This is a genomic window from Sphingomonas sp. PAMC 26605, assembly GCF_000241485.1.
In the GTDB taxonomy this organism is placed as follows: domain Bacteria; phylum Pseudomonadota; class Alphaproteobacteria; order Sphingomonadales; family Sphingomonadaceae; genus Sphingomonas.
Genome location: NZ_JH584241.1, coordinates 1,578,530 through 1,600,507, shown reverse-complemented (window position 1 = coordinate 1,600,507; position 21,978 = coordinate 1,578,530). Strand labels below are relative to the sequence as shown.

At 66.0% G+C, this 21,978-nt stretch carries 22 protein-coding genes and 1 tRNA gene; 11 read left to right on the top strand and 12 right to left on the bottom strand.

What is annotated here, in order from left to right; all coding sequences use genetic code 11:
• The 7 genes from RH90_RS22540 to RH90_RS24600 all read left to right on the top strand — a co-directional run.
• Positions 1 to 202 (top strand): integrase core domain-containing protein (locus tag RH90_RS22540; RefSeq protein ID WP_010184851.1); only part of this gene is annotated, 202 nt, incomplete at its 5' end.
• Positions 203 to 316: 114 nt separating this feature from the next.
• Entirely contained in the window at positions 317 to 835 is a 519-nt protein-coding gene (locus RH90_RS07475) for an extracellular solute-binding protein (RefSeq protein WP_269724295.1), read from the top strand.
• Positions 832 to 1,881: a carbohydrate ABC transporter permease gene (locus tag RH90_RS07470; protein WP_010184849.1), complete on the top strand. Its 1,050-nt coding sequence runs from the start codon at positions 832 to 834 to the stop codon at positions 1,879 to 1,881. The genes RH90_RS07475 and RH90_RS07470 overlap by 4 nt, the downstream gene beginning before the upstream one ends.
• Positions 1,878 to 2,774, top strand: coding sequence for a carbohydrate ABC transporter permease (locus tag RH90_RS07465; protein ID WP_010184848.1), 897 nt, complete (start codon positions 1,878 to 1,880; stop codon positions 2,772 to 2,774). The genes RH90_RS07470 and RH90_RS07465 overlap by 4 nt, the downstream gene beginning before the upstream one ends.
• Positions 2,775 to 2,784: 10 nt before the next feature.
• A complete protein-coding gene (locus RH90_RS07460) occupies positions 2,785 to 3,900 on the top strand; it encodes an ABC transporter ATP-binding protein (RefSeq protein ID WP_010184847.1) in 1,116 nt (371 codons plus the stop codon).
• A gap of 46 nt (positions 3,901 to 3,946) precedes the next feature.
• Positions 3,947 to 5,368 carry a glycoside hydrolase family 32 protein gene (locus RH90_RS07455; RefSeq protein ID WP_010184846.1) on the top strand — a complete coding sequence of 474 codons (1,422 nt, stop codon included), beginning with the start codon at positions 3,947 to 3,949 and terminating at the stop codon, positions 5,366 to 5,368.
• Positions 5,365 to 5,493 carry a hypothetical protein gene (locus tag RH90_RS24600; RefSeq protein ID WP_269724294.1) on the top strand — a complete coding sequence of 43 codons (129 nt, stop codon included), beginning with the start codon at positions 5,365 to 5,367 and terminating at the stop codon, positions 5,491 to 5,493. Before RH90_RS07455 ends, RH90_RS24600 begins: the two co-directional genes overlap by 4 nt.
• Positions 5,494 to 5,502: 9 nt before the next feature.
• Here RH90_RS24600 and RH90_RS07450 read toward each other — a convergent pair whose 3' ends face one another.
• The 4 genes from RH90_RS07450 to RH90_RS07435 all read right to left on the bottom strand — a co-directional run bounded on the left by RH90_RS07450 (position 5,503) and on the right by RH90_RS07435 (position 9,084).
• Positions 5,503 to 5,778: a hypothetical protein gene (locus tag RH90_RS07450; RefSeq protein WP_010184845.1), complete on the bottom strand. Its 276-nt coding sequence runs from the start codon at positions 5,776 to 5,778 to the stop codon at positions 5,503 to 5,505.
• 368 nt (positions 5,779 to 6,146) lie between these two features.
• Positions 6,147 to 7,451, bottom strand: coding sequence for a PDDEXK nuclease domain-containing protein (locus RH90_RS07445; RefSeq protein ID WP_010184843.1), 1,305 nt, complete (start codon positions 7,449 to 7,451; stop codon positions 6,147 to 6,149).
• A 43-nt stretch (positions 7,452 to 7,494) separates the two neighbouring features.
• Positions 7,495 to 8,799 carry a tyrosine-type recombinase/integrase gene (locus RH90_RS07440; protein ID WP_010184842.1) on the bottom strand — a complete coding sequence of 435 codons (1,305 nt, stop codon included), beginning with the start codon at positions 8,797 to 8,799 and terminating at the stop codon, positions 7,495 to 7,497.
• A gap of 192 nt (positions 8,800 to 8,991) precedes the next feature.
• A tRNA-Ser gene (locus RH90_RS07435) sits at positions 8,992 to 9,084 on the bottom strand.
• Between the two features lie 167 nt (positions 9,085 to 9,251).
• Between RH90_RS07435 and RH90_RS07430 the strand changes: the two genes are divergently transcribed.
• From RH90_RS07430 to RH90_RS23900, 3 genes are all read left to right on the top strand, one after another.
• A complete protein-coding gene (locus tag RH90_RS07430; RefSeq protein WP_010184841.1) occupies positions 9,252 to 10,103 on the top strand; it encodes a DUF1134 domain-containing protein in 852 nt (283 codons plus the stop codon).
• Positions 10,104 to 10,218: 115 nt separating this feature from the next.
• Entirely contained in the window at positions 10,219 to 10,623 is a 405-nt protein-coding gene (locus tag RH90_RS07425) for a DoxX family protein (RefSeq protein WP_010184839.1), read from the top strand.
• The gene (locus RH90_RS23900) at positions 10,620 to 10,772 is read left to right on the top strand and encodes a hypothetical protein (protein ID WP_165954556.1); all 153 of its coding nucleotides are present in this window, start codon (positions 10,620 to 10,622) and stop codon (positions 10,770 to 10,772) included. The genes RH90_RS07425 and RH90_RS23900 overlap by 4 nt, the downstream gene beginning before the upstream one ends.
• A gap of 7 nt (positions 10,773 to 10,779) precedes the next feature.
• On the opposite strand, the gene pyrC is transcribed toward RH90_RS23900, so the two are convergent.
• On the bottom strand, positions 10,780 to 11,817 hold the full coding sequence (gene pyrC, locus RH90_RS07420) for a dihydroorotase (protein WP_010184838.1): 1,038 nt from the start codon (positions 11,815 to 11,817) through the stop codon (positions 10,780 to 10,782).
• A gap of 78 nt (positions 11,818 to 11,895) precedes the next feature.
• Here pyrC and ygfZ point away from each other — a divergent pair, with 78 nt between their 5' ends.
• Complete coding sequence (gene ygfZ / locus RH90_RS07415) at positions 11,896 to 12,609, top strand: CAF17-like 4Fe-4S cluster assembly/insertion protein YgfZ (protein WP_029625118.1); 714 nt, start codon at positions 11,896 to 11,898, stop codon at positions 12,607 to 12,609.
• 108 nt (positions 12,610 to 12,717) lie between these two features.
• Here ygfZ and RH90_RS07410 read toward each other — a convergent pair whose 3' ends face one another.
• The 7 genes from RH90_RS07410 to RH90_RS07380 form a co-directional block, all read right to left on the bottom strand.
• Positions 12,718 to 14,031, bottom strand: coding sequence for a UDP-glucose dehydrogenase family protein (locus RH90_RS07410; RefSeq protein WP_010184836.1), 1,314 nt, complete (start codon positions 14,029 to 14,031; stop codon positions 12,718 to 12,720).
• Between the two features lie 195 nt (positions 14,032 to 14,226).
• The gene (locus RH90_RS07405) at positions 14,227 to 15,357 is read right to left on the bottom strand and encodes an OmpA family protein (protein ID WP_029625117.1); all 1,131 of its coding nucleotides are present in this window, start codon (positions 15,355 to 15,357) and stop codon (positions 14,227 to 14,229) included.
• A gap of 138 nt (positions 15,358 to 15,495) precedes the next feature.
• A complete protein-coding gene (locus tag RH90_RS07400) occupies positions 15,496 to 16,002 on the bottom strand; it encodes a DUF2793 domain-containing protein (protein ID WP_010184834.1) in 507 nt (168 codons plus the stop codon).
• A 12-nt stretch (positions 16,003 to 16,014) separates the two neighbouring features.
• The gene (locus RH90_RS07395; RefSeq protein ID WP_010184833.1) at positions 16,015 to 18,192 is read right to left on the bottom strand and encodes a phage tail protein; all 2,178 of its coding nucleotides are present in this window, start codon (positions 18,190 to 18,192) and stop codon (positions 16,015 to 16,017) included.
• Position 18,193: 1 nt separating this feature from the next.
• Positions 18,194 to 18,613 (bottom strand): hypothetical protein, encoded by a 420-nt coding sequence (locus RH90_RS07390; protein WP_010184832.1) that lies wholly within the window; start codon positions 18,611 to 18,613, stop codon positions 18,194 to 18,196.
• Positions 18,610 to 19,422 (bottom strand): DUF2163 domain-containing protein, encoded by an 813-nt coding sequence (locus RH90_RS07385; RefSeq protein ID WP_010184831.1) that lies wholly within the window; start codon positions 19,420 to 19,422, stop codon positions 18,610 to 18,612. The genes RH90_RS07390 and RH90_RS07385 overlap by 4 nt, the downstream gene beginning before the upstream one ends.
• Before the next feature lie 220 nt (positions 19,423 to 19,642).
• Entirely contained in the window at positions 19,643 to 21,937 is a 2,295-nt protein-coding gene (locus tag RH90_RS07380) for a DUF2460 domain-containing protein (RefSeq protein ID WP_010184830.1), read from the bottom strand.
• Positions 21,938 to 21,978: the final 41 nt, after the last annotated feature.

Sequence of the window (21,978 nt, the reverse complement as noted above, 5' to 3'; positions counted from 1 at the left end):
CAACGGCGAGATCTTCTACAGCCTTGCCGAAGCAATGGTGCTGATCGAGGCGTGGCGGCGCCATTACAACACCGTCCGGCCGCACAGCAGCCTGGGCTACCGCCCGCCGGCCCCAGAAGCGGCAACACCGCCATTGCCGGTCTCCGGTTCCGCTTCGCTCCACCTCCAACCGGCAATGGCGGCGGGGACGACAATGCACTAACTATCTACCCGGACCACCCGGTGGGGGCTGCTCACGCAAAGATTCGGGACATGGTTTCAGTCGCTATTCGTCCGGGGGCTGGTCGATCGGCGCGAGCCAGACGACCGCGCATTCGTGACGGGGCGTGCGGCCATGGCCTATACCGGCAATTGGTGGGCGCCCGACTACCGCAAGGCGGCGGGCGACGATCTGCTGATCCTGCCGCCCCCCGATTTCGGTCGCGGCACAGTGATCGGCGGCGGAAGCTGGCAGTGGGCAATCAGCTCTACGTGCGCGCACCCCAATGGGGCTGCGGCATTTTTGCGCTTTCTGCTCCGTCCGGATGAGATCGCACGGATGGCGGACGATGCTGGGATGATCCCGGTCAGCGAGGCAGGCGCGGCGCTCTCGACCGACTTCCGCCGTGGCGGCAAAAGTCGTGCGTTCTTCGATCTGATGCAGCGTTTCGCGCGCCAGCGTCCAGCGAGCCCCGCCTTCTCGGCGATCTCGAACAGCTTCTTCTTCGCCTTGCAAAATATTGCCGATGGCAAGGATCCACATGATGCGCTCGATGACGCGACCGACGCGGTCGATCAGGCGATCGCGGATGCCGGGAGCACTCCCGCTCCGCAGCCCGGGAAGGTGCGTCAATGACACAGTCGCGGAAGCGCGCGTATGGCCGCCGCATTGCCCTTCTGTCGTCTGGCCCGGCCCTGTTCGGCCTGACCCTATTCCTCATCATTCCGTTCCTGATGGCGTTCGCGTTGACCTTTACCGATCAGCGACTGGTTGCGACGGATTCGGGCCGTTTCGTCGGCTGGCGCAATTACGAACGGCTGCTGTCGATCTCCTATGTAGTGCAGGATCCGCAGCCGGGGGAGCAGGGAAAGCCCGCTTTCGCAAGGGTTCGGGACGTGACGCGCGCGGATCCGGTCCATCGCGGTTTTCGGCCGTTTTCTGACTTTAGCTGGGGCCAAAAGCGTGTCACGATCCTCGCAAAGGATCCGGTGTTTCTGGAATCCTTGCTCAACACCTTCGGCTTCGCACTTATGGTTGTGCCATTGCAATGTGCGATGGCACTCGCTCTGGCGTTGCTGGTTAATGCAGGTCTGCGCGGGCAGACCTTCTTGCGCGCCGTCTATTTCTCGCCGGTGGTGATGTCGATGGTGGTGGTCTCGATCGTCTGGACCTTTCTTTTCGACCGCGACCTAGGCTCGATTAACAAGCTGCTCTCGCTGCTCAGCTTGGGCACGATCGGCCCAGTCAACTGGTTGGGAGACCGAGCAACGGCGATGCCGGCGATTGCGCTGATGTCGGCGTGGCAGGGCGCCGGCTTTCAGATGCTCATCTTCCTTGCCGGGCTGCAGGGCATTTCGCAGGAGCTCTACGATGCGGCACGGATCGATGGCGCGACGGCGTGGCAGCGCTTCTGGAACGTCACCATCCCCGGCCTGCGGCAGACGATCGCATTCGTGCTGGTTGTCACCGCGATTGCGGCGCTGGGGTTGTTCACCCAGGTTGACGTGATGACCCAAGGCGGACCGCAGAACGGAACCTCTACCGTGATGTTCCATGCCATTCAGCGCGGCGTGCGTGAGGAGAATATCGCCTACGGGTCGACCGTGGCGGTGGTGTATTTCGCGATCATCACAGTCCTGATTCTTGCGCAGCAGGCGCTTCAAAGGCGGTGGTCGAAATGAGCGTCGTGTCGACCGGACGACACCAGTCGGTGAGCCTGCGTTTCGCGCTCTATGCGCTGATGCTGCTGCTCGCGCTGGTCTTCGTGTTTCCCTTCCTGTTCATGCTGACCGCATCCTTCCGCACGAACGAACAGATTTTCGCGCATTCCGGGTCAATCGGTGCGTTCGTTCCCACAGGCGATCTGACCACCGCTAATTATGCCTATGTGTTCGGCAACGGCAACATCCTGCACTTCTTCCTCAATTCGGTGCTCATCACGACTCTGACCGTCGGCCTCGGTCTTATCGTCAACAGCCTAGCCGCGTTCAGCCTGGCGCGGCTTCAGTGGCGCGGTCGCGAGGCGGTCGCGTCGCTGTTGGTGGTTTTGCTCGTCATTCCGTTCGAGGCGATCTCGGTGCCGCTGATGCTGCTCGTTGCCCATCTCCCCGGGCTTGGGTTTGAGGCGGGTCGGCTCGTCCTGACCCGGTCCTGGCTCAACACGCTGTATGTGCAGATCCTGCCATTCGTCGCCAACGCCTTCTCGATTTACCTGTTCTATCAATTCTTCCGTAGCATCCCGAAGGATTTCGACGAGGCCGCCTATATCGACGGCGCGACCCCCCTCCAGGTCTACCGGCATGTTATCGTGCCGTCGTCCAAGCCGGTTTTCGCGACCGTCAGCATCCTGCAGGGGCTTGCAATGTGGAACCAGTATCTCTGGCCGGTGATCACCGTGCCGGGCGAGTCAGCGCGACCACTCATGGTCGGAATGCAGCAATTCTTCGGGCACACGACCGAATGGGGCAACGTCATGGCCTACGCCACGATCATCACCGTTCCTGTGCTCGCCGCCTTCGTCATCTTCCAGCGCTGGTTCGTTCGCAGCGTAATCGGCAGCGGCGTCAAGGGTTAGGAGTAGATACGTGCCTGCATCTCTAGAACTTCGCGACATCCACAAAGAATATGGCGGTCGCCAAATCATCAAGGGCGTCAGCCTGACGGTTGCGCCGAGCGAGTTCCTCGTTCTGGTCGGGCCCTCGGGGTGCGGCAAGTCGACTCTGTTGCGCATGATCGCGGGACTGGAGGAGATCAGCTCGGGCGATCTGCTGTTCGATGGCGAGCGCGTCAACGACTGGGATCCGGCCCGGCGACGCATCGGCATGGTATTCCAGTCCTACGCGCTCTATCCGCACATGACCGTCGCCGAAAATGTCGGCTTCAGCCTGAAACTGGCGAGGATGCCGCGCGCCGAGCGGCAGCAGCGAGTCGACGACGCTCTACGCACCCTTCAGCTTGAGGAATTGCGCGACAACAAGCCGAGTCAGCTTTCGGGCGGGCAGCGCCAGCGCGTTGCGATCGGCCGCGCAATCGTCCGCAACCCCAACGCCTTCCTGTTCGACGAGCCGCTGTCGAACCTCGACGCTTCACTGCGCATCCAGATGCGGATGGAGATCAGCCGGTTGCATCAGCGGCTTCGCAATACAGTTGTCTATGTCACTCACGATCAGGTCGAGGCGATGACTCTTGCGGACCGCATCGTCGTGCTCGAAGGCGGCGTCATTCGTCAGATCGGCGCACCGCTCGACCTATACGAACGGCCCGCCAACCGCTTCGTCGCGGGCTTTATCGGCACCCCGACGATGGCATTCCTGCAGGTGGCGCGGTGCGAGGAGACGAGCGGCCGTCTCGCGGTGAAACTGGTTGGTCAGGACGAGCATACGCCTTTGCTAGAGCTAGACACCGTTGCGTCCGCGACGCGGGGCGAGGGTCCCGTCACGCTCGGGATTCGCCCCGAACATTGCCGTCTCACGGCGCCCGATGGCGCGATGCTCGCTGGCACTGTCGCAATGGTCGAGCGGCTGGGTCCAGATACGTTCGCGTTTCTAGACTTGCCCGGCGCAGAGGACACGGTCGCTGTTCGGCTTGGCGAAGATGCCAGCCGTATCGCCGTCGGTGACCGCGTCGGCCTCCAGTTCGACGCGGAGAAAGCCCATCTGTTTGACGCCGGTGGCATCGCCGTCCGGTCGCCCGCCCGCTGAGCGCGCGCTCCCGAAATCTCCCCGTATATCTCCGAGGAACGATCTCATGGAAAATCTTGCACATTCGCATCCCGTCGATGCCCGAGCAGCGGACGATCAGGCGCGATACCGACCGCGGCTGCACTTCGCGCCGCAGCGGAACTGGATGAACGATCCCAACGGGCTCGTGTATTTCGCCGGTGAATATCACCTGTTCTACCAGTACAACCCGTACGGCGACCAGTGGGGACCCATGAGCTGGGGGCACGCCGTCAGCCAGGATCTTGTAACGTGGGAGGAACTCGCGGTCGCGATACCCGAGCAGGCTGGCGAGATGATCTTTTCGGGCTCGATCATTGTCGACTGGGACAATGTCTCGGGCCTGGGGGTGGGGGGAGAGCCCGCCTTGCTCGCTTATTACACTGGCTTCGATGCCGTTGCCGACATTCAGCGGCAGTGTCTTGCCTACAGCCATGATCGCGGCCGCACCTTTAGCTTCTATGCTGGCAATCCGGTGATCGATCTGGGAATGGCGCATTTCCGCGACCCCAAGGTATTTTGGCATGCACCGAGCAGCGCCTGGGTCATGGTTGTAGCTTTGTCGCGCGAGCATAAGGTGCAATTCTACCGGTCGACCAACCTGCTCGACTGGTCGCTGACCGGTTCGTTTGGCCCCGCTGGCGCGACCAGTGGCCAGTGGGAATGCCCCGATCTCATGCTGGTGCCGCTACAGAACGATCCGTTGCAGACCCGCTGGGTGCTCAAAGTCGATGTCGATGCGGCTTTCGTCGGGGGCGGTTCGGGCGCGCAATATTTCGTCGGCAAGTTTGACGGGTTCAGCTTTATCGTTGATCGGGCCAGCGCCGACGGCGACACGGTCGATTTCGGGCCCGATTTCTACGCGGCGATCAGCTGGGGGGAACTGCCGTCTGAGCAACCTGGGCCACTGTGGATCGGCTGGATGTCCAATCATCAGACCGGCCGGTTCTACCCGACCCAGCCTTGGCGCGGGGCGCAGTCGCTGCCACGCACGCTGTTCGTATTCCAGGAAGCGGGGCGGTGGAAGCTTGGTCAGCGGCCGGTCGCATCAGCAGCAAAGCTATTCGAAGCGCCACAACGCGGCGTTGTGGGCGACTTGACGGTGGCGTCGGGCCCAACGAAGGGATCGTTCCACGCGAGCGTCTCGCTCACCGTCACAGAGGGAGCCTCTGAAACTATGGTGCTTGTCGCGGGAGACGAGGTCTTGCTTTCGATACGCTATGAGCGGGGACCTGGACTGATCTTCAATCGCAACGATCACGGCGACATCCCGGAAGGGTCGCTAACCTTTGAGACCGTGACCGCGTATCCTACCGAAGGACGGATCGCCATCGAGCTCTTTTTCGACAGCTGCCTGGTGGATATTTTCGTTGACGGTGGGAAGCGGGTCTATTCGTGCTGCGTATTTCCCGAGGCACCTGCCTTCGCCCGTGTCGCCCTAGAGCAATGACGGCCATGGATTTCGCTACTCCCGTGACTGTTTTAATGGATATCGATGTGCCTAGCCAGCCGGATTTCTTGGCCAGCGTCGCGGCGGCATTGACCATCGGCGCCGCACTGTATGTTTTCATTTGAAAGGGCCGGTCAGGCGGTGTGGGCATATCGCTCGATCTTGCCGACGAGAAGCCAGTAGGCGGCGATCGCGGCGACCATGTGCAGCTCGACATAGAGTAGCGCGCCGTCATACGCCTCGGTCCAGGCGATGATTGCTCCGACGGCGATCGGCGTCAGTATACCGGCTATGCTGCCCGCGCCGTTGAACAAACCGCCTGTCATGCCGATCGCCTCGCGCGGAGCGGTATCGGCGATAACTGTCCAGCCGAACGCCCCGAAACCCTTGCCGAAGAAAGCAAGGCACATGATCACGACCTTTCAAGCTCTATGCGGGTAACCGGCCTTACGCCACCGGCCCACTTTCGGTCGTTCTGCGATGCCGGGAGGGAAAAGCTGGATGTCGGCTCCTCACGAGACCCGTCGTTTGAAAAGTCGCTCGGAACAGCAGAGTTGTCATTGTTTTCGTAATTCCAGCGGCGCCCTGGTAGATCGCGATCTGATGAATGAGTGTCCGGAGTTGGGAAGCGCGAGGAGGGCGCTGAGCGTCCACAAATGGGTCATGATAGTCGCGTCTGGCGACCATATTGAGGACGCTTACATCGCTAGCGTTGGCGACCGCAGCTAATCCAATTATCCATCGGACCAACCGTTCGTGACAATGGATGACGGTTAGGTCAGTCTGCCTCACCGAATCCGGTTCGACGAAGCTTAGCCAGCAGCGCAGCGCCGAGCTCGGCCGCTTCGCCGGCAGCTATCTGATCGATATCGTACCCGTGGGCGGCGCGATTCATGGCGTCGATCGCGGTACGGAACGCGGGAAAATCCATTCGAAGCTGGCCGGTTCTTTGCAGCTCCTCCACCATCGGCCCGATGCTGAGCAGCCGGGAAGACGTGCCGTTGTTGATCAGCCGCCTCAGCTCACGCTCGATTTCGATACGTAGTTTGGCAAGCGTCATCAGCGGGAACTCGCGGGCGAATTCTGCGACAGTCGGCAACTCGGCCTGCAGGCTTTCGGGCAGCGCTGTGGACAGCCGGTATTCCGCTACGCCCATCGGTTTCTGGGAATCGCGCAGGGCATATTCGACAATGACTTCGTTTTTGCCCTTACAGAGGATGATGCCGATACTCGGCGCGTCGTCGGTGTGGCGAAGCTGCGCGTCGACGGCCGAGAGGTAGAAGTTCATTTTACCGGCAAATTCGGGTTTGAAGTCCTCGATCTTCAGTTCGATAATGACGAAACAGCGCAGCCGCAGGTGATAAAAAAGCAGGTCAAGATAATAGTCTTGGCCGCCCACTTCGAGATGGTACTGGCTCCCGACAAAGGCAAAGCCCTTGCCCAACTCCAGGACCAGCGCGCGAAGATGGTCGATCAGTCCATTTTCAAGCTCCCGCTCCGACATCTCGGTGCCAAGCGCAAGGAAGTCGAAGCTGTAGGGGTCCTTGACCAGTTCCTGAGCGAGGTCCGACTGAGGCGCCGGGAGCGTCCGCGCGAAATTGGTAAGCGCCTTGCCTTGTCGCCGAAACAAGCCGGTGTCGATCTGATGCGCAAGGACGTTGCGACTCCAGCCATGCTCGACCGCCTGACGGGCATACCAGAGGCGCTCGTCCTCGTCCTTGATCGCTTCGACCAGTTTGATGTTATGGCCCCACGGTAATCGTGCAACGAGCTGTTGCACGATTACCCGATCGCGATACGCCTCGGCGAAGGCGCGCATATATTTCAGATTCCGCGACGATAAGCCCGTCATGTCGGGAAAGTCGCGCCGCAAATCCTGCGCCAGCCGGTCGATGACGCGGGTTCCCCAACCCTCCGCGCTTTGCCGCGTTAGGATGTCGTTGCCGATGCTCCAATAGAGCAGGATTAGCTCTTGGTTGACGGAAACCGCCGCACGCAGGCGAGCCGTGCGGATTCGTTCCTTCAGCTCATCCAGCAGCGCCGCATAACCATCCCCACTGAGCGCGGGAACAGAGTGACTCATATATTCGCCTCCTAACAGGTTGCCACTAGAAATGCGCGTACCGTTACAAACTAGCACCCGGGTGCGTCTCCATTCGCACTGGGGGGGAACCTTCAGGCCGCGCTGCCGCGTGCTTGCCAGAAGACCCGCAGCAATGGTCTTGCCAAGCATCCATGAGAGCGCGCCGCTTCGCCAACGCCCGCCCGCGCCGATAGGCGCGCTCGGCCTTATTCCCGACCGTATGCGCCAGCGCCATTTCCACGGTCTCACGCTCGAAATTGGTTTCTTCTCCCGCCCAGTCACGGAACGAGGAGCGAAAACCGTGTACGGTCACACCTTCGATCCCCATGCGCCGGAGCAGCATGGACATCGCCATGTTCGACAATTTGCCGCCGCGCTGAGCCGGAAACACCAGCCGATGAGGCTCGAGATTTTTTGGCCTCAATGTGTTTAGAAGTGCCACGGCGCGATCCGTCAGCGGCACCGAATGTTCGGCCTCGGCTTTCATCCGAAGAGCCGGGATCGTCCAAAGCCGGCTCTCGAAATCGACTTCCCCCCATGTCATCCCGATAATCTCACCCGTTCGCGCCGCCGTGAGGATAGCGAACTCGAGCGCCCGGGCGGCCGTGGCAGGCCGCCTCTTCAATCTGCTGTAGAAGTCCGTGACCTGAATGTAGGGCATGGCTGCGTGATGCCCCGTCGACTTGCGCTGCTTCGGCATCATCAGTTCGAGATGCCCTTTCCACCGAGCGGGGTTCTCGCCCTCTCGATGGCCAGCGACGCGTGCCGCATCGAGCACGCGCTCAATCCGGCCTCGCACACGCCGAGCGGTCTCCGGCACCTTCAGCCAGATCGGCTGCAGCGTTGAGACGAGGTCGTCGGTGCCAATCGCGGCGATTTCCATCTCGCACAAGTTCGCGGCATGCGTCTTCAGTGTCGCCCGCCACTGCTTGCGATGTTTGTCGTTGCGGAATCCATCTTCGATTTCATCGATCAGCTTGTCCGCAAAGCTCCAGAAGGTGACGCCGCCCTGCGAACGGGCGCGACGCTTCGGCCCCGGCAGAATAACCGCAACCGGCACTTCCGGTCTCGGCCGCGCCTCCGCCCGCTCTGCGATCGGATCGCGTCCCTCAGCAAACGCTGCCTTCGCATCCGCCGCCAGTTTGCGCGCGGCTGCGAGCGACACGGCCTCCGGCGTCCCCAACCCCATCTCGCGGCGCTGACCACCACCAATCAGGATGAGCACCCAGGACCGATTGCCGTTGGACTTCACCAGCAGGTAGAGGCCGTTGCCGTCCGAGTGCTTCCCCGGCTTAGTGATTGCGGTCACCTGCTTGGCGACCAGCTTGTTGCCGAATCTGCGTGCCATCACGACCTCCGCACATTCAACTGGGAAGCGCGCGAGGCGTTATCTAGCCCCAATCCCGTTCCCAATCGTGGCTGAGGTCTAGGGCGATCAGTCGCGAACCAGCACGGCCTGAAAATATTTTTCAAGCAACTGATTCTTCTCAGTTTTCTTAGGTTTAGGATGGTCCGCCGCGGTTCGCGGCAGACCGCCCATTGGCGGAGACGGAGGGATTCGAACCCTCGGTACCAGTAAACCCGGTACGGCGGTTTAGCAAACCGCTGGTTTCAGCCACTCACCCACGTCTCCGGATCACGGCGAAGGCGGGCTATAACCGCGCTTTGCGTCCACGGCAACTGCTTGCGCGCAGGGCACCTGCCGCGAAACCGATTCGACTGGCCGCGGCGGCTCGGCTCGTTCATTGGCGCGACAGCCACAGCGGCGCTATCATGGCGCGAAGACAGCCCCGGGGGAGAATGACGATGCACATGCGCTGGACCAGCGTTCCGAGACTGGGCGCTCCGGTCGCGCTCGCGCTCGCGGTGGCCGCCGCGCCGATCGGCGCGCAAGTGCGCACGATCGATCCCAACCAGGCGATCGATTCGGACCTGCACCAGGCGCGCAACCCGGCGCCCACGCCGACGCGCAACCCCGCCCGCTACCCCGCCGTCCCCGCGCCCGCCGCCGACACGCCGCGCTATCCCGATGCGCCGGGATCGACCGAGCCGGTCGACCCAGGTCCGAACGGTCAGAGCCCGCAGGGGCCCGCCGGCGCACCGCCGCGTGCGGGCGAAACCGCGCAGGACGCCGCCCGCGGCGAGGCCGAGACCGTATCCGCCGACAGCCAGACCTTCCAGAAGCAGGAATTGCTGCGCGCCGCCGAGGGCACCTTCGGCAAGGGCGCCTCGGGGCTCGCCGGGATCCTCGAACGCACGCTCAAGGAGCAAGGCTATCCCAACGCCTATATCGCCGGGCGCGAGGCGTCGGGCGCGGTGGTGGTCGGCCTGCGCTATGGCAAGGGCGAGATGTTCCACAAGGTCGAGGGGCAGCAGCCGGTCTATTGGACCGGCCCGTCGGTCGGCTTCGATCTCGGCGGGGACGCGAACAAGGTGTTCGTGCTGGTCTACAACCTCTACGACACCGCCGACCTGTTCAAGCGCTTCCCGGCAGCCGAGGGCCGCGTCTATTTCGTCGGCGGGTTCGCCGCGACCTATCTGCGGCGCGGCAATACCGTGTTGATCCCGATCCGGCTCGGGGTCGGGTGGCGGCAGGGGATCAATCTGGGGTATATGAAGTTCAGCCGGACGTCGAAATGGTTCCCGTTCTAAGCGCAGCGCGGCAGGCCGCTCCAGCGGCCTGACTCGCGCAAGCTCGGCCGGCGGCGCCTGCGCCGACCGACGGCATGGGCTTTGCCCATGCCCGACAAGCGCGTACCGTCCCCCGGTGACCACGACCCGCCAGATCCTCCGCGCCCTCCTCGCGATCGCCTATCTCGCCGCCGGCATCCTGCACGTGTTCGTGCCCAAGCCCTTTCTCGGGATCACGCCCGGCTGGGTGCCCTTCCCTGCGCAGGTGATCCTCCTCACCGGCCTGTGCGAAATCGCCGGCGCGATCGGCCTGTTCGTGCCGCACTTGCGCTGGTGGGCGGGCGTCGGGCTCGCCGCCTATGCGGTGTGCGTCTATCCCGCGAACGTGAAGCACGCGTTCGATTTCATCGAAACGGGTCACGGCGGGCTTGGCCTTTGGTACCATATCCCGCGGCTTGCGTTTCAGCCGGTGATCGTGTGGTGGGCGCTGTTTGCCGGCCGCGTGATCGACTGGCCCTTCCCGCGACGGAGCGCAGCATGAGCGATATCGACGACACCATCATCGACACGCCCGAAGGTCCGATGACCTGGGCGGCGTGGAAGAAGAAGAACCCGGTGCAGATCCCGTCGCGCCGCACCAAGGGCAAGGACCTGCCGGTCAAGGTGAAGCGCTTCACCGAACCGAAGTGACGCGGCTTTAGCCGACAAACCGCCAGCCGAGCGTCTGCCCGGCATGGAACGGCACGACCGCGGTGTCACCAGCGCCGATCAGCTCGGGCACCGCCACATCGCCGCGTTCGAGCGTGACCGTGCCCTCATTGAGCGGCAGGCCATAGAAGCGTGCACCATGCTCCGAGGCGAAGCCCTCGAACCGGTCGAGCGCGCCTTCCTCGTCGAACACCGCAAGATAGCTTTCGAGCGCGTAGGGCGCATTGAAGATTCCCGCGCAGCCGCACGCGGCCTCCTTGCGCGCACGACCGTGCGGGGCGCTGTCGGTGCCGAGAAAGAAGCTCGGCGAGCCCGACACCGCGGCGGCACGTACCGCGAGGCGGTGCCGCTCGCGCTTGATCACCGGCAGGCAATAGGCGTGCGGCTGCAGCCCGCCGTCGAACAAGGCGTTGCGGTTGAGGTGGAGATGCTGCGGCGTGATCGTCGCGGCGACGTTCGGCCCCGCAGCGGTGACGAAGTCGGCGGCTTCGGCAGTGGTGATGTGTTCGAGCACGATTTTTAGCCCGGGGAAATCGTGCACCAGCGGCGCGAGCGTGCGCTCGACGAACACCGCCTCGCGGTCGAAGATATCGATCTCGCGGTCGGTCACCTCGCCATGGATGAGCAAGGGCATGCCGATCCGCTGCAGCGTCTCGAGCACCGCCGTCAGCGCGCGGATGTCGGTGACACCGTGCGCGGAATTGGTCGTCGCGTGCGCGGGATAGAGTTTGCACGCGGTCCACACGCCCTCGGCATGCCCGCGGGCGATCTCGTCGGCATCGGCGCCATCGGTCAGATAGCACGTCATCAACGGGGTGAACCTATTCCCAGCGGGGAGCGCGGCGAGAATCCGGTCGCGATACGCCGCCGCCGCGGCAAGGCTCGTCACCGGCGGCGTGAGATTGGGCATGACGATCGCGCGCGCGAACTGGCGCGCGGTGTAGCGCGCGACCGCCTCGAGCATGTCGCCGTCGCGGAGGTGGACATGCCAGTCATCGGGGCGGCGGATCGTGAGGCGCTCGGTCATGTCGTTCGCCTAGCGCGCGGCGCGGCGAATCGCCAGCCGCGTATTGCCGCTGCCCCCCGCCGCTCCTACCTCCAGCGCATGACCGCAACCATGCTCGCTGATCGATCGCTGCTGCGCCTGTCGGGCGACGACGTCCGCGGCTTCCTCCAGGGCCTCGTCACCGCCGATCTCGCTGGGCCGCTCCCGGCCTGGTCGGGCCTGCTGACGCCGCAAGGCAAGGCGCTGTTCGACTTCATCCTCTGGGCCGATGGCGCCGATATCCTGATCGATTGCGAAGCCGACGCGGCTGAGGCGCTCAAGCGACGCCTGACGATGTACCGCCTGCGCCGCGCGATCACGATCGAGGCGGACGAAGGCGCGGTGCATTGGTCGCGCGAGCCCGGCGACGGCGTGGCCGATCCGCGGCTGGGCGCGCTCGGCTATCGCTGGCTTGGCGAGAAGGGCGAGCCGGCGACCGGCTGGCGCGCGCACCGCCTGTCGCTCGGCGTGGCTGAGGGCGCGGCCGAGTTCGGCTCGGACAAGACGCTTTGGCTCGAGGCCAATGCGCGCGAGCTGAACGGCGTCAGCTTCACCAAGGGCTGCTATGTCGGCCAGGAGAATACCGCGCGGATGCATCACCGCAGCAAGGTCAACCGGCGGCTGGTGGTCGCGCCGCTCGGCGAAGCGGGCGAGCGCACGCGCGCGAGCTATCCCGAACTCGGGCTGATGGTCGAGCTGCGCCGCGTCGAGGCGCTTGGCGATGCGCTGGTGCCGGCGTGGCTGGCGGCCGCGCTGGCGGACCACCCGGACTGACACCGCCCTTCGGGGAAGCACTTTGGGTGGAGCGCGCCTCACGCGCGAGCCGCGCTTTTGACGTCCCCACCCCAACCCCTCCCCTGAAGGGGGGGGGCTTACCGGGTTTTACCGACCGATCGAGCTGTAGGCGAAGCCGGCGCGCTCGGCGTCGCTCGGCGGATAGACGTTGCGCAGGTCGACCATCACCGGCGCCGTCATCGTCGCCGCCAGCCGCTTGAGATCGAGCGCACGGTAGATGTTCCACTCGGTCACGATCACCACCGCATCGGCGCCCTGCGCGGCGGCATAGGCATCGCCGCAATAGGTGATGTCGGGCATCATCGTCTTGGCGATTTCCATCCCCTCGGGGTCGTGCGCGCGCACCGTGATGCCAGCGTCGAGCAGGCTCTGGACGATCGCGAGGCTCGGCGCGTCGCGCATGTCGTCGGTATTGGGTTTGAAGGTCAGCCCCAGCACCGCGACGGTCTTGCCGCGGACGCTGCTCCCGTCGCCGCCGCCGAGCGCCGCGATCACCTTGCGCCCCATCGCGCGCTTGCGCGTGTCGTTGACCTGCACCACCGCCTCGACGATCCGCACCGGCGTCTCGTAATCCTCGGCGGTCTTGAGCAAAGCGAGCGTGTCCTTGGGGAAGCACGAGCCACCGTAGCCCGGCCCGGCATGGAGGAACTTCGAACCGATCCGGTTATCGAGCCCGATCCCGCGCGCGACGTCCTTGACGTTCGCGCCGACCGCCTCGCACAGGTCGGCGATTTCGTTGATGAAGGTGATCTTGGTCGCGAGGAACGCATTCGCGGCATATTTGATCAGCTCGGAGGTGCGCCGACCGGTGAACAGGATCGGGCTCTCGTTGAGATAGAGCGGACGATAGACCTCGCGCATCACTTGCTGCGCGCGCGGATCCTCGGTGCCGATGACGATCCGGTCGGGGCGCTTGAAGTCGCCGATCGCCGCGCCTTCGCGCAGGAATTCGGGATTGGAGACGACCGCGATCGGGAAGTCGCCGGCGAGCTCGGTCAGGATTTCCTCGACCTTGTCGCCGGTTCCCACCGGCACGGTCGATTTGGTGACGACCACCACCGGGCCGTCGATCGCCTCGGCGATCTCGCGCGTGGCGGCGAAGACATATCTCAGGTCGGCATGGCCGTCGCCGCGCCGCGACGGCGTTCCGACCGCGATGAAGATCGCGTCGGCGCCGGCGACCGCCGCCTTGAGGTCGGTGGTGAATCGCAACCGCCCCGCGGCGACGTTGCTCGCGACGAGCGTATCGAGCCCGGGCTCGAAGATCGGCATCTTGCCCGCCTCGAGCGCAGCGATCTTGCTTTCGTCCTTGTCGACGCAGATCACGTCATGGCCGAAGTCCGAAAAGCACGCCCCCGATACCAGGCCGACATAGCCCGAGCCGATCATCGTAATCCGCATGAAACATCCTCACGTCTGGCGAGCGCACCACAGTCTAGGCGTGCGCACAGCGCGCGCCTGAGCGATCCTCTAGCGGATCGCGGAGGCATTGCCAGCCCACTGCCGCACCACGCTCGAGCCCGCGGCCCGCGCACAAAAAAGGGGAGACCGGCCTGCGCCGATCTCCCCGATTTCTGACCATAGTCGGATCTGGGCTTAGTTGCCCGAACCCGGACCGTAGGACACTTCGACGCGACGGTTCTGCACTTCGCGAACGCCATCGGCGGTCTGGACGCGCAGATGGGCGGGATCTTCACCGAAGGCTTCGGTGCCGATCGAGCCATCCGGGATCGAATGGGCGGTCATGTAGGCACGAACCGCATCGTTGCGGCGCTGCGACAGGCCGATGTTGTACTTCGGCGTACCCGAGCGATCGGTGAAGCCAGCAAGCATGACGTGGGCGTTACCGCAGTTCTGGTACTGCGCGATCGCGCCGTCGAGGATCGACGCTGCCTCAGGCGTGACGTCCGACTTGTCCCACTCGAAGAACACGATGAACGGTCCGGGCGAGCAAGGCGTCGCGACAACCGGAGCCGGCTCAGGCGGCGGCGGGGGAGGCGGCGGCGGGGGCGGCGGCGGCGGCGGCGGAGCGGCAGGCTCGCCGAAGTTGTACGTCAGACCTGCGAGCAGGCTGTGCGTACGATAGCGACCTTCATAGCCACGACCCGCGACATCGACCAGCTTGACGTTGTCGGCGGTGAAGAAGCGATACTTGATCGACGCGTCGATATGGCTGGTGATCGGCGCGCGGACACCGGCGAGACCCTGATAGGCGAAGGCCGTGTCGCTGTCGTTGAGCAGGTTCTGCAGGCTGTTGATGCCGAAGCGTTCCTTGACGCGTGCGACACCGACACCACCGCCGACGAAGCCCTGGAGGCCGTCATCGTCACCGAAATCAACGAGGCCGTTGACCATGAAGCTCAGCGCGGTCGTGCGACCACGTGCGAACTGGTAGGTGCCAGCCGGGTAGTTGCCGGTTGCGCCCGACGGGATGAGACCCGGCGTGGTGATCGACGAACGGTAGTCATCGACCGAATTGCTCTTGTAGCCGACTTCGGCTTCAAGGCGGAACATGCCAAGGTCGTACCCGATCACGCCATCGACGTCGTAGCCGTAGCGATGATTGACGGTACCAGCGCTCTTCACATTGTTGATATCGAACTTGATATCTTCCACGAGCACCGCACCACCATCGACACCAACGTACCAGGACTTATCCCGGGCCAGTGCAGGCGTGGTAACGAGAGCGGTGGAGGCAAGCGCTATGGTAACGGCTAGCTTCCGCATAAAAATCCCCTTCATCTGGTTGTCACTCGGACAGCGCAAACCATCTACCGAATGGAAGGTTTCCACGCAAGCGCACAAATCGCCGGAGTGTTGCAAACTTGTCACGGATATGCAGGGAACCGCCAGCTGTTTTCGACGTCAGGCGGCAGCGATGAGACCAAGCGATTGCAGCGCCGACAAAATCGCGGCGATCGCGTGACGGCCCTCGACATCGACAACGGTTCCGTTCGCGGGTGCAGCAATCGCCGGCTGGCGCGCTTCGAGCATCGCTTGCCCATCGATCACGAGGCGGTTCCCAGTGAGCGTTCCGATGGTCCAGCGGGTTCCGTCGAACCGCGCATCGGCACCGTCGGCATGACTCCACACGCGCATGCCGGGCTGCGGCGGAACGAACCGCCAGCCGCCGTCGGTCCAGCCGGCGATCGCGTTCGCCTGACCGGTCCACGCGCCGCCCGGCGCAGCGCCGACGATCCAGCACGCGCCGAGCGCGGGGCTGGCGGGCGGCGTGTCGAGCCCGACCGCGGCGACGCTTGGCTGAACCGCGAAATCGAGCAGCATCAGCGCCTCATTGTGCCAGACTTCCTTCTGCGCCTGCCCCGCCTGGAGCAACGGCAAGCCGAGGCGCGCGCTGGTTTGCAGGGTCATTCGTCTCTCCTGTCATGAAATCCACGCCGGAAGGCCGACCGTCGCGTCGTCGGATTCCCCCAGCGCACCAATTTGCGCGACGCGCAGCACCGCACCGAGCACGCGGTCGCCCCGCGCGACGACGATGTTCGGCACATCGCGCACGAACGTCCGGACGCCACCGTCCAGCGCCTCCAGCACGATGCGATACGCCTCGCGCTCCTCGCCGAGCGGCGCATCGACGCCGTCGATCCAGCGCCACCCGTTCCGGCTGCGCCGCACCCAGCTGACCGCGACGTCGCCCGTCCCGAGTTCGCGCGCGACGAGCTGGACGGGGGACGGCGGGACGACCGAGCGACCGCGCAGCGCGACGGTCGTTGCGACGGGTCCGTCGGCATCCCCGACGCCCGATGCGAGAATCTGGACCGTCCGGCCCAGGGCGGCGAGCGGGAGATCGAGCGCAAGCGCCGATTCCGCGGCAATCAGGACGAAACGATCGCCGAGCGCCTGCGTCCCGATCGCCGATTCGGTTCCACGGCACCCGCGGGTCAGGTCATAGAGCCGCCAGCGCGCCGGACCGATCTGGATCGCGGTTGCGAATTGCAGCAGTTCGTCGCCGACCAGCGCGAGGTTTGCCCCGGCATCGAGCGCGCCGGCGTCGGCGCTTTCGAGCGTCATCGCGGGATGCAGCAGATCGACCTTGAACGCCCGTCGCCGGTCGAAGATCGCGCTCGCCGCTGGGCCCGGAACGCTGGCCAGCCGCCCGAGCGTTCCCGGCGCGGCGGTTGCTCCGAAGGCGGTCCAGCGCGCGCCCTCGTCGATGCTGTACAGCACGGCGGCGCGGCGCCATCCCGGCCCGGTTCCCGCCGCGACGATCGTCACGCGCGGCGCCGCCAGCACGGCGTCGTCGAACGGCAGGCTCTCGAACGCCGCGAGCACGGTCGCCCCGGTCGCGACATCGGGCGCGGCGAGGACCCGCCCCGGCGTCGCGGCGATCGGCAGCGTGCCGCTCGCCAGCCGCACGCAATCGAGCGACAACACCATATGCTCGAGCGACCAGCCCGTAACGCGCCAGATCCCCGCCACCCCCGCGATCGTCACGCACGCGCCGGGCGCGACCGGCACCGCGTCCCAGCCGAGCGCCACCGTCCGCCGCTCGCGCGCCGCCTCGCCGCGCGCGAGGATCGCGGCGGCGAGCGTCTTGGCGGTCCCGGCATCGATCGCGGCGGGGAATTCGACCTGATCCTCGCGCCGCCCGGCACCGGGCCGGCGCGCGACCTGCAAACCGATCTGGTACTCGCGCGCCGGATCGTAATGCGACAGCGTGACTTGCCGGGCGACGGTTTCGAGCGCGGCGACGGCGCGGCCATGCTTGCTGACCGGGCCGCCGACCGGGCTCGCTTCCCCCGCCGCAATTTCCTGTACGGGGGTTTCGCCTGCGCGCATCCGCACGATCGCGCCATCGGGGGCGAACCAGGCGCCGCCCGCGCGCGCCAGCGTGTCGAGCACGCTCGCGACGCTGTCGCCATACGCGGCGAAACCGCCGAGCGTCTGGGTCGCCGCGGTGCCGTCGACCATCCCGCCGCCAAGCGCCGCGGCGATCGCGCCGACCGTGACCGGAGCTGGATCGCCGATCACCTCGAAGGTCAGCGAGGGGATGCGATTGCCATAATCGGCCAGTTGCAGCGATTCGAACACGGCGTAGGCGATCCCGCGATGCGCCGGCGCCAGCCCCGCCCCCTCGGCCGCCGCGATCAGCGGATCGACCGCCTGGTCTTCACCGCCGAGGTGGAGGCGGAACGCGGTCGCGGTCTTGAAATCGCCCGCGCTGCCGCGCAGCAGATTGCCGTCGGCCCAGATCCGCCCGACCCCGACGATCGGCCGCCCCGACAGCGCGACCGCGAACGAGGCGGAATAGCTGTAGGTCGTGGCGCTCGGCTGCCCCTTGCCGCCGCCACTCGTCGCCTTGCTCTCGATCAGGTCGGTCGACCAGATCACGCATCCCCCGACGCGCATCGTGCCGAACACCAGCTGGAGCGGCGTGCCGTAATTCGAAGTCTGCACATGCAGCGCCGCCAGCCGCGGGCCTTCCACGCCCTTCGGCCGCAGCAGCACGTCGCGATCGACCACGCCGCCGAGCGCGGCGCCGAGGATCGCCCCGATCGGCCCGCCAAGCGCGCGCCCGACGACCGAAAGCACCAATGTCGCCATGCTAGGCTCCCTCCACCCGCCAGCAGCCGAGCAGCGGCCACGGCGGCGTCCCCGGCCGCGCGACGACGCGCCGCAATCCGGCGTCGGCATGAATGATCCCGCCCGCCACGAGCACCACGAGATGGAATTGCGCCGGCCCGGTCGCGAACAGCGCGAGATCGCCCGGCACGGGCGTATCGGTCCGCACCAGCCCGCTCGCGTCGAAGCGCGCAACGAGCGTCGCGGCATCGCCGCCGCGCACGGTATAGTCGGCCGGAACATCGCCGCGAAAGCCGCCCGCGCGCGCCGCCAGCGCGGCGAGCCCGATACAGTCGAGCCCATAAGCCGGCGAGCGCCCCTGCAGGCGAAACCCCACTCCGAGCAAGGCGGTCGCTTCGGCGATGATCGCCGCGGCACGCGGCGTCGGTGCCCCGTGCGTCATGCGCCCGGATACCGCGTCAGCAAGTCGATTCCCGGAAGATAGGGCTCGCCGCGGAAATTGACCGCATTGGCGAAGCGCGCGGCGCAGGTCGCCAGGCTCTTGTCGCACCCCTCGATCACTTCGACGCGATCCCCTGGCGCGACGACGAAGACCGGATCGACGCGCAGCACCACGTCCGCCCCGTCCGACTGCGCGACCGCCGCCTCGAGCCCCGAATTCGCGCCGCCGATCCAGCGCAGCAGGCCACCGGCATAGGCGTTGGGCCAGGCTTCGCGCGTATCGAGCGTCACCACCCGATCCGCGCAGGCGACGATTTGCGCGAAGCGCCGCCGCCCGGCCATCGCGACGCGACAGCGTCGGTCGCCGAGCTCGGCGCGGCATTCGGGCGAGGTCGCCTCGACCACCGGGCGGTCGAGCGCCGCGGTCGCGCCGCGCAGTTCGGCGGTGAAGCCGTGCCGGTCGGTCTCGACCGCGCCGATCGTCCCCTCGCCGAGCGCGACGCGGGTCGCGTCCGCCCCGCTCCAATCGACCGCGAAGAGCTGCACCCGCGCGCCATCCCAGCGCCCCGCGATCAGATCGCGCTCGCCGATCGCGGCGCTGGTCAGCGCGCCGGTGATGTCCATCGTATCGGCGTCGAGCCCGTCGCTGCGCTTGATCGCCGAGGGTGTCATTCCCGGTGCCGCGGCATGGACGAGCCCGTCGATCTCGAGGTCGCGGTCATGATCGGTCAGCCCGATCGCCACGCCATCGCGCCGCTCGATCCGCCAGCACAGAGCGAGCGTGGTCAAGGGGCCGGTCAGCAAGGACATGACGAATCTCCCGAATCCCTCTCCCTTCGGGAGAGGGTGACCGAGCAAAGCGAGGTCGGGTGAGGGTCAGCGGATTTCCCCGCCCTCGCCCCTCGACCCTCACCCTTCCCACTCGGCTGCACCGAGCGGGCCCAGTTTTGGGTGAACAGCACCCCGTGCTGTTCAGGCCATGGCGGGGCATGGCCGACCAAAACTCCTCTCCCGGTGGGAGAGCGAGATGCTATTCGCGCACTTCGACCAGTGGCACGCTCGTCGTCGCGCCCGCGAGGAAGGTCGCGCGGGTGACGCTCAGCGTATCCTCGGCAAAGCGCACCGGCACGTCGAACAGGAACCCCGCGCTTACCACCACCCCAGCGCCGGGTGCCGTGTCGAGCACGACATTCCCCGCTGGCGCGAGCGTGAACCCCGCCGTCTCGACCCCGCCGACCGCCACGCGCACGCTCCCCGCGACCGGCCGCGTGATCCGCCGCGCGGCATCGCCATAGTGCTTGAGCAGCGCAAAGCTGACGGTGACCCCGTCTCCCTGCCCCAGCCTCTGGTCGGTCGCCCCGAAGGTCGCGCCCCCTGACGAAAAATCGAACGGATCGCGCAAGCGAAAGCCCCGCGCGGGCCCCAGCCGCGCGCGGAAGAAGGCGAGCAGGGTCGCGATATCGGCCTCGGAGCGCACCCCCGGGGCGACATCGTAGCGCGTCCGCGCCTCGGCCCAGCTGGCATTGCGCATCTCCTGCCCGCCCGCGCCGGTGACGATCGCGGTCGAGAATTGCGGCGTCACCTCGGCCTCGCTGCCGAGCGCCAGCGGGAAGAGCACATCGTCGAACGGCACCACCGCATCCTCCTCGCTCTCGAAATGAACGAACCCGTCGCGCAGCACCTGCGGCAGCGCCCAGACGAACGTCGCGCCCACGCCGCGCGCCTGCGCGGCTTCCGCCGCCGTCGCGATCGCGCGCCATTCGGCGCTCTGGTCGCTCCGCAACACGAAGCCCGCAAAATAATGCGTCTGCGCAGCCGCATAGCCGAGCCGCGTCTCGACCGCCGCCACCGCGTGCGCCGTGCCCGCGACATCGCCCGCGGTGACATAGTCATAATCCTCGAGCTGCAGCACGTCGAACGCGGGATGCGCCCAGGCAAGCGGGACGTTGGCGCGCTTCACCTCGGGCGCATCGCGCGCGAGGACGCTTGGCAGATAGATCAACAGATGCGTCTCGACCGCCGGCGCCACCGCCCTCGCCGCCGCGACCAGCGCCGCGGTCGAGACGGCGAGCAGCGCACCGGCTGCATTGAGCAGATCGCGCTGTACGGCGCTCAGCTCGCCATGGACGCTCGCGATTTCGACCGGATCGCCGAGCGCCGCGCGGGCATTGGCGTCGTAAAGGCACGGCCGGCCATCGGCGAGCACCCACCACCACGGCTCGCCGACCTGCAACTTCGGCGCGAGCCCCGCCGCGAGCGCGATCTCGAGCACCGCGCCCGCGACCGCGCGCAGATAGGCCATCGCGCCCGGCGATGCGGGCGAGAGCAGGCACGACGGCGGCTCCCAGCCGGTCAGCGCCGGCGTCCCGTCCCAGGCGCGCTGCTTCCAGTCGCCCCAGCAATGCGCGTCGAACAGCTCGTAGCTGATCGACCAGATGATCGCGTAGCCGAGCGCCTTCGCACGCGTCGCGAAGTCGCGCTGCCACGCCGCCGCCGCGACGTTGAGCACGCCGCCCGCGAGGCTGACGTAATAGCCGCCCGCATTGGCCTCGACCCGCAGATAATGGCTCATCCCGAGATAATGGACGATGCTCCCGCGATAGCCGAGCAGCAGCGCATTGCGGAGCAGCCGCGCAGGCGTGAGATTGTAGCTGTCGTCATAGCCGCTCGCGATCTGCAGGCGGTGTTCGGGCACGACGACATCGCCGATCGCGAGCACCGCGCCCGGCCCCTCGCAGACGATATCGCTCAGCTCGACCCAGGCCTCGACGGGCGCGGGCAAGGGCGCGCTGCCGCGTTCGACGAAACCCGGCGGCACCAGCGACACGAACATCCGGTCGATATCGCCCGCCCATACCGGGTCGGCTTCGGCGGGCAGCCGATAGCCGCCATCGAGCGCTGCGAAATCGAGCGTGACGATCGCGTCGTCGGGCGTTCCGGTCGCATAGTTCCACAGCCGGACGTACCAGGCGCGCGCCGCGCCGCTTGCGTCGCGGCCTTCGATCGTCAGCACCGGGCCGTTGACCCTGTCGAGCGGCACCACCGCGTGCGCGCGCCAGCGCAACGACAGCCGGCAGCTGCGAAAATCGCGCGCGGTTTCATAGCCCAGCAGCGGATGATCGTGGCGATCCTCGGCTTCCCAGATCAGCCCCGCCAGATCCCCCGCGGTGTAGAACACCGCATCGACGCGCAGCGCGTCGGCGGCGATGGTGGTGACGGCGGCCATCATCGGCCGCGAGAAATTGACCGTCCAGAAGCGCGGATCGAAGCGGGTGATCACGCCCTCGGTCTGTACCGTGCGGTGTTGTGCGAGCCAGAATGGCATGTGTCTCCCTCTCCCCGCTTGCGGGGAGAGGGTCGGGGAGA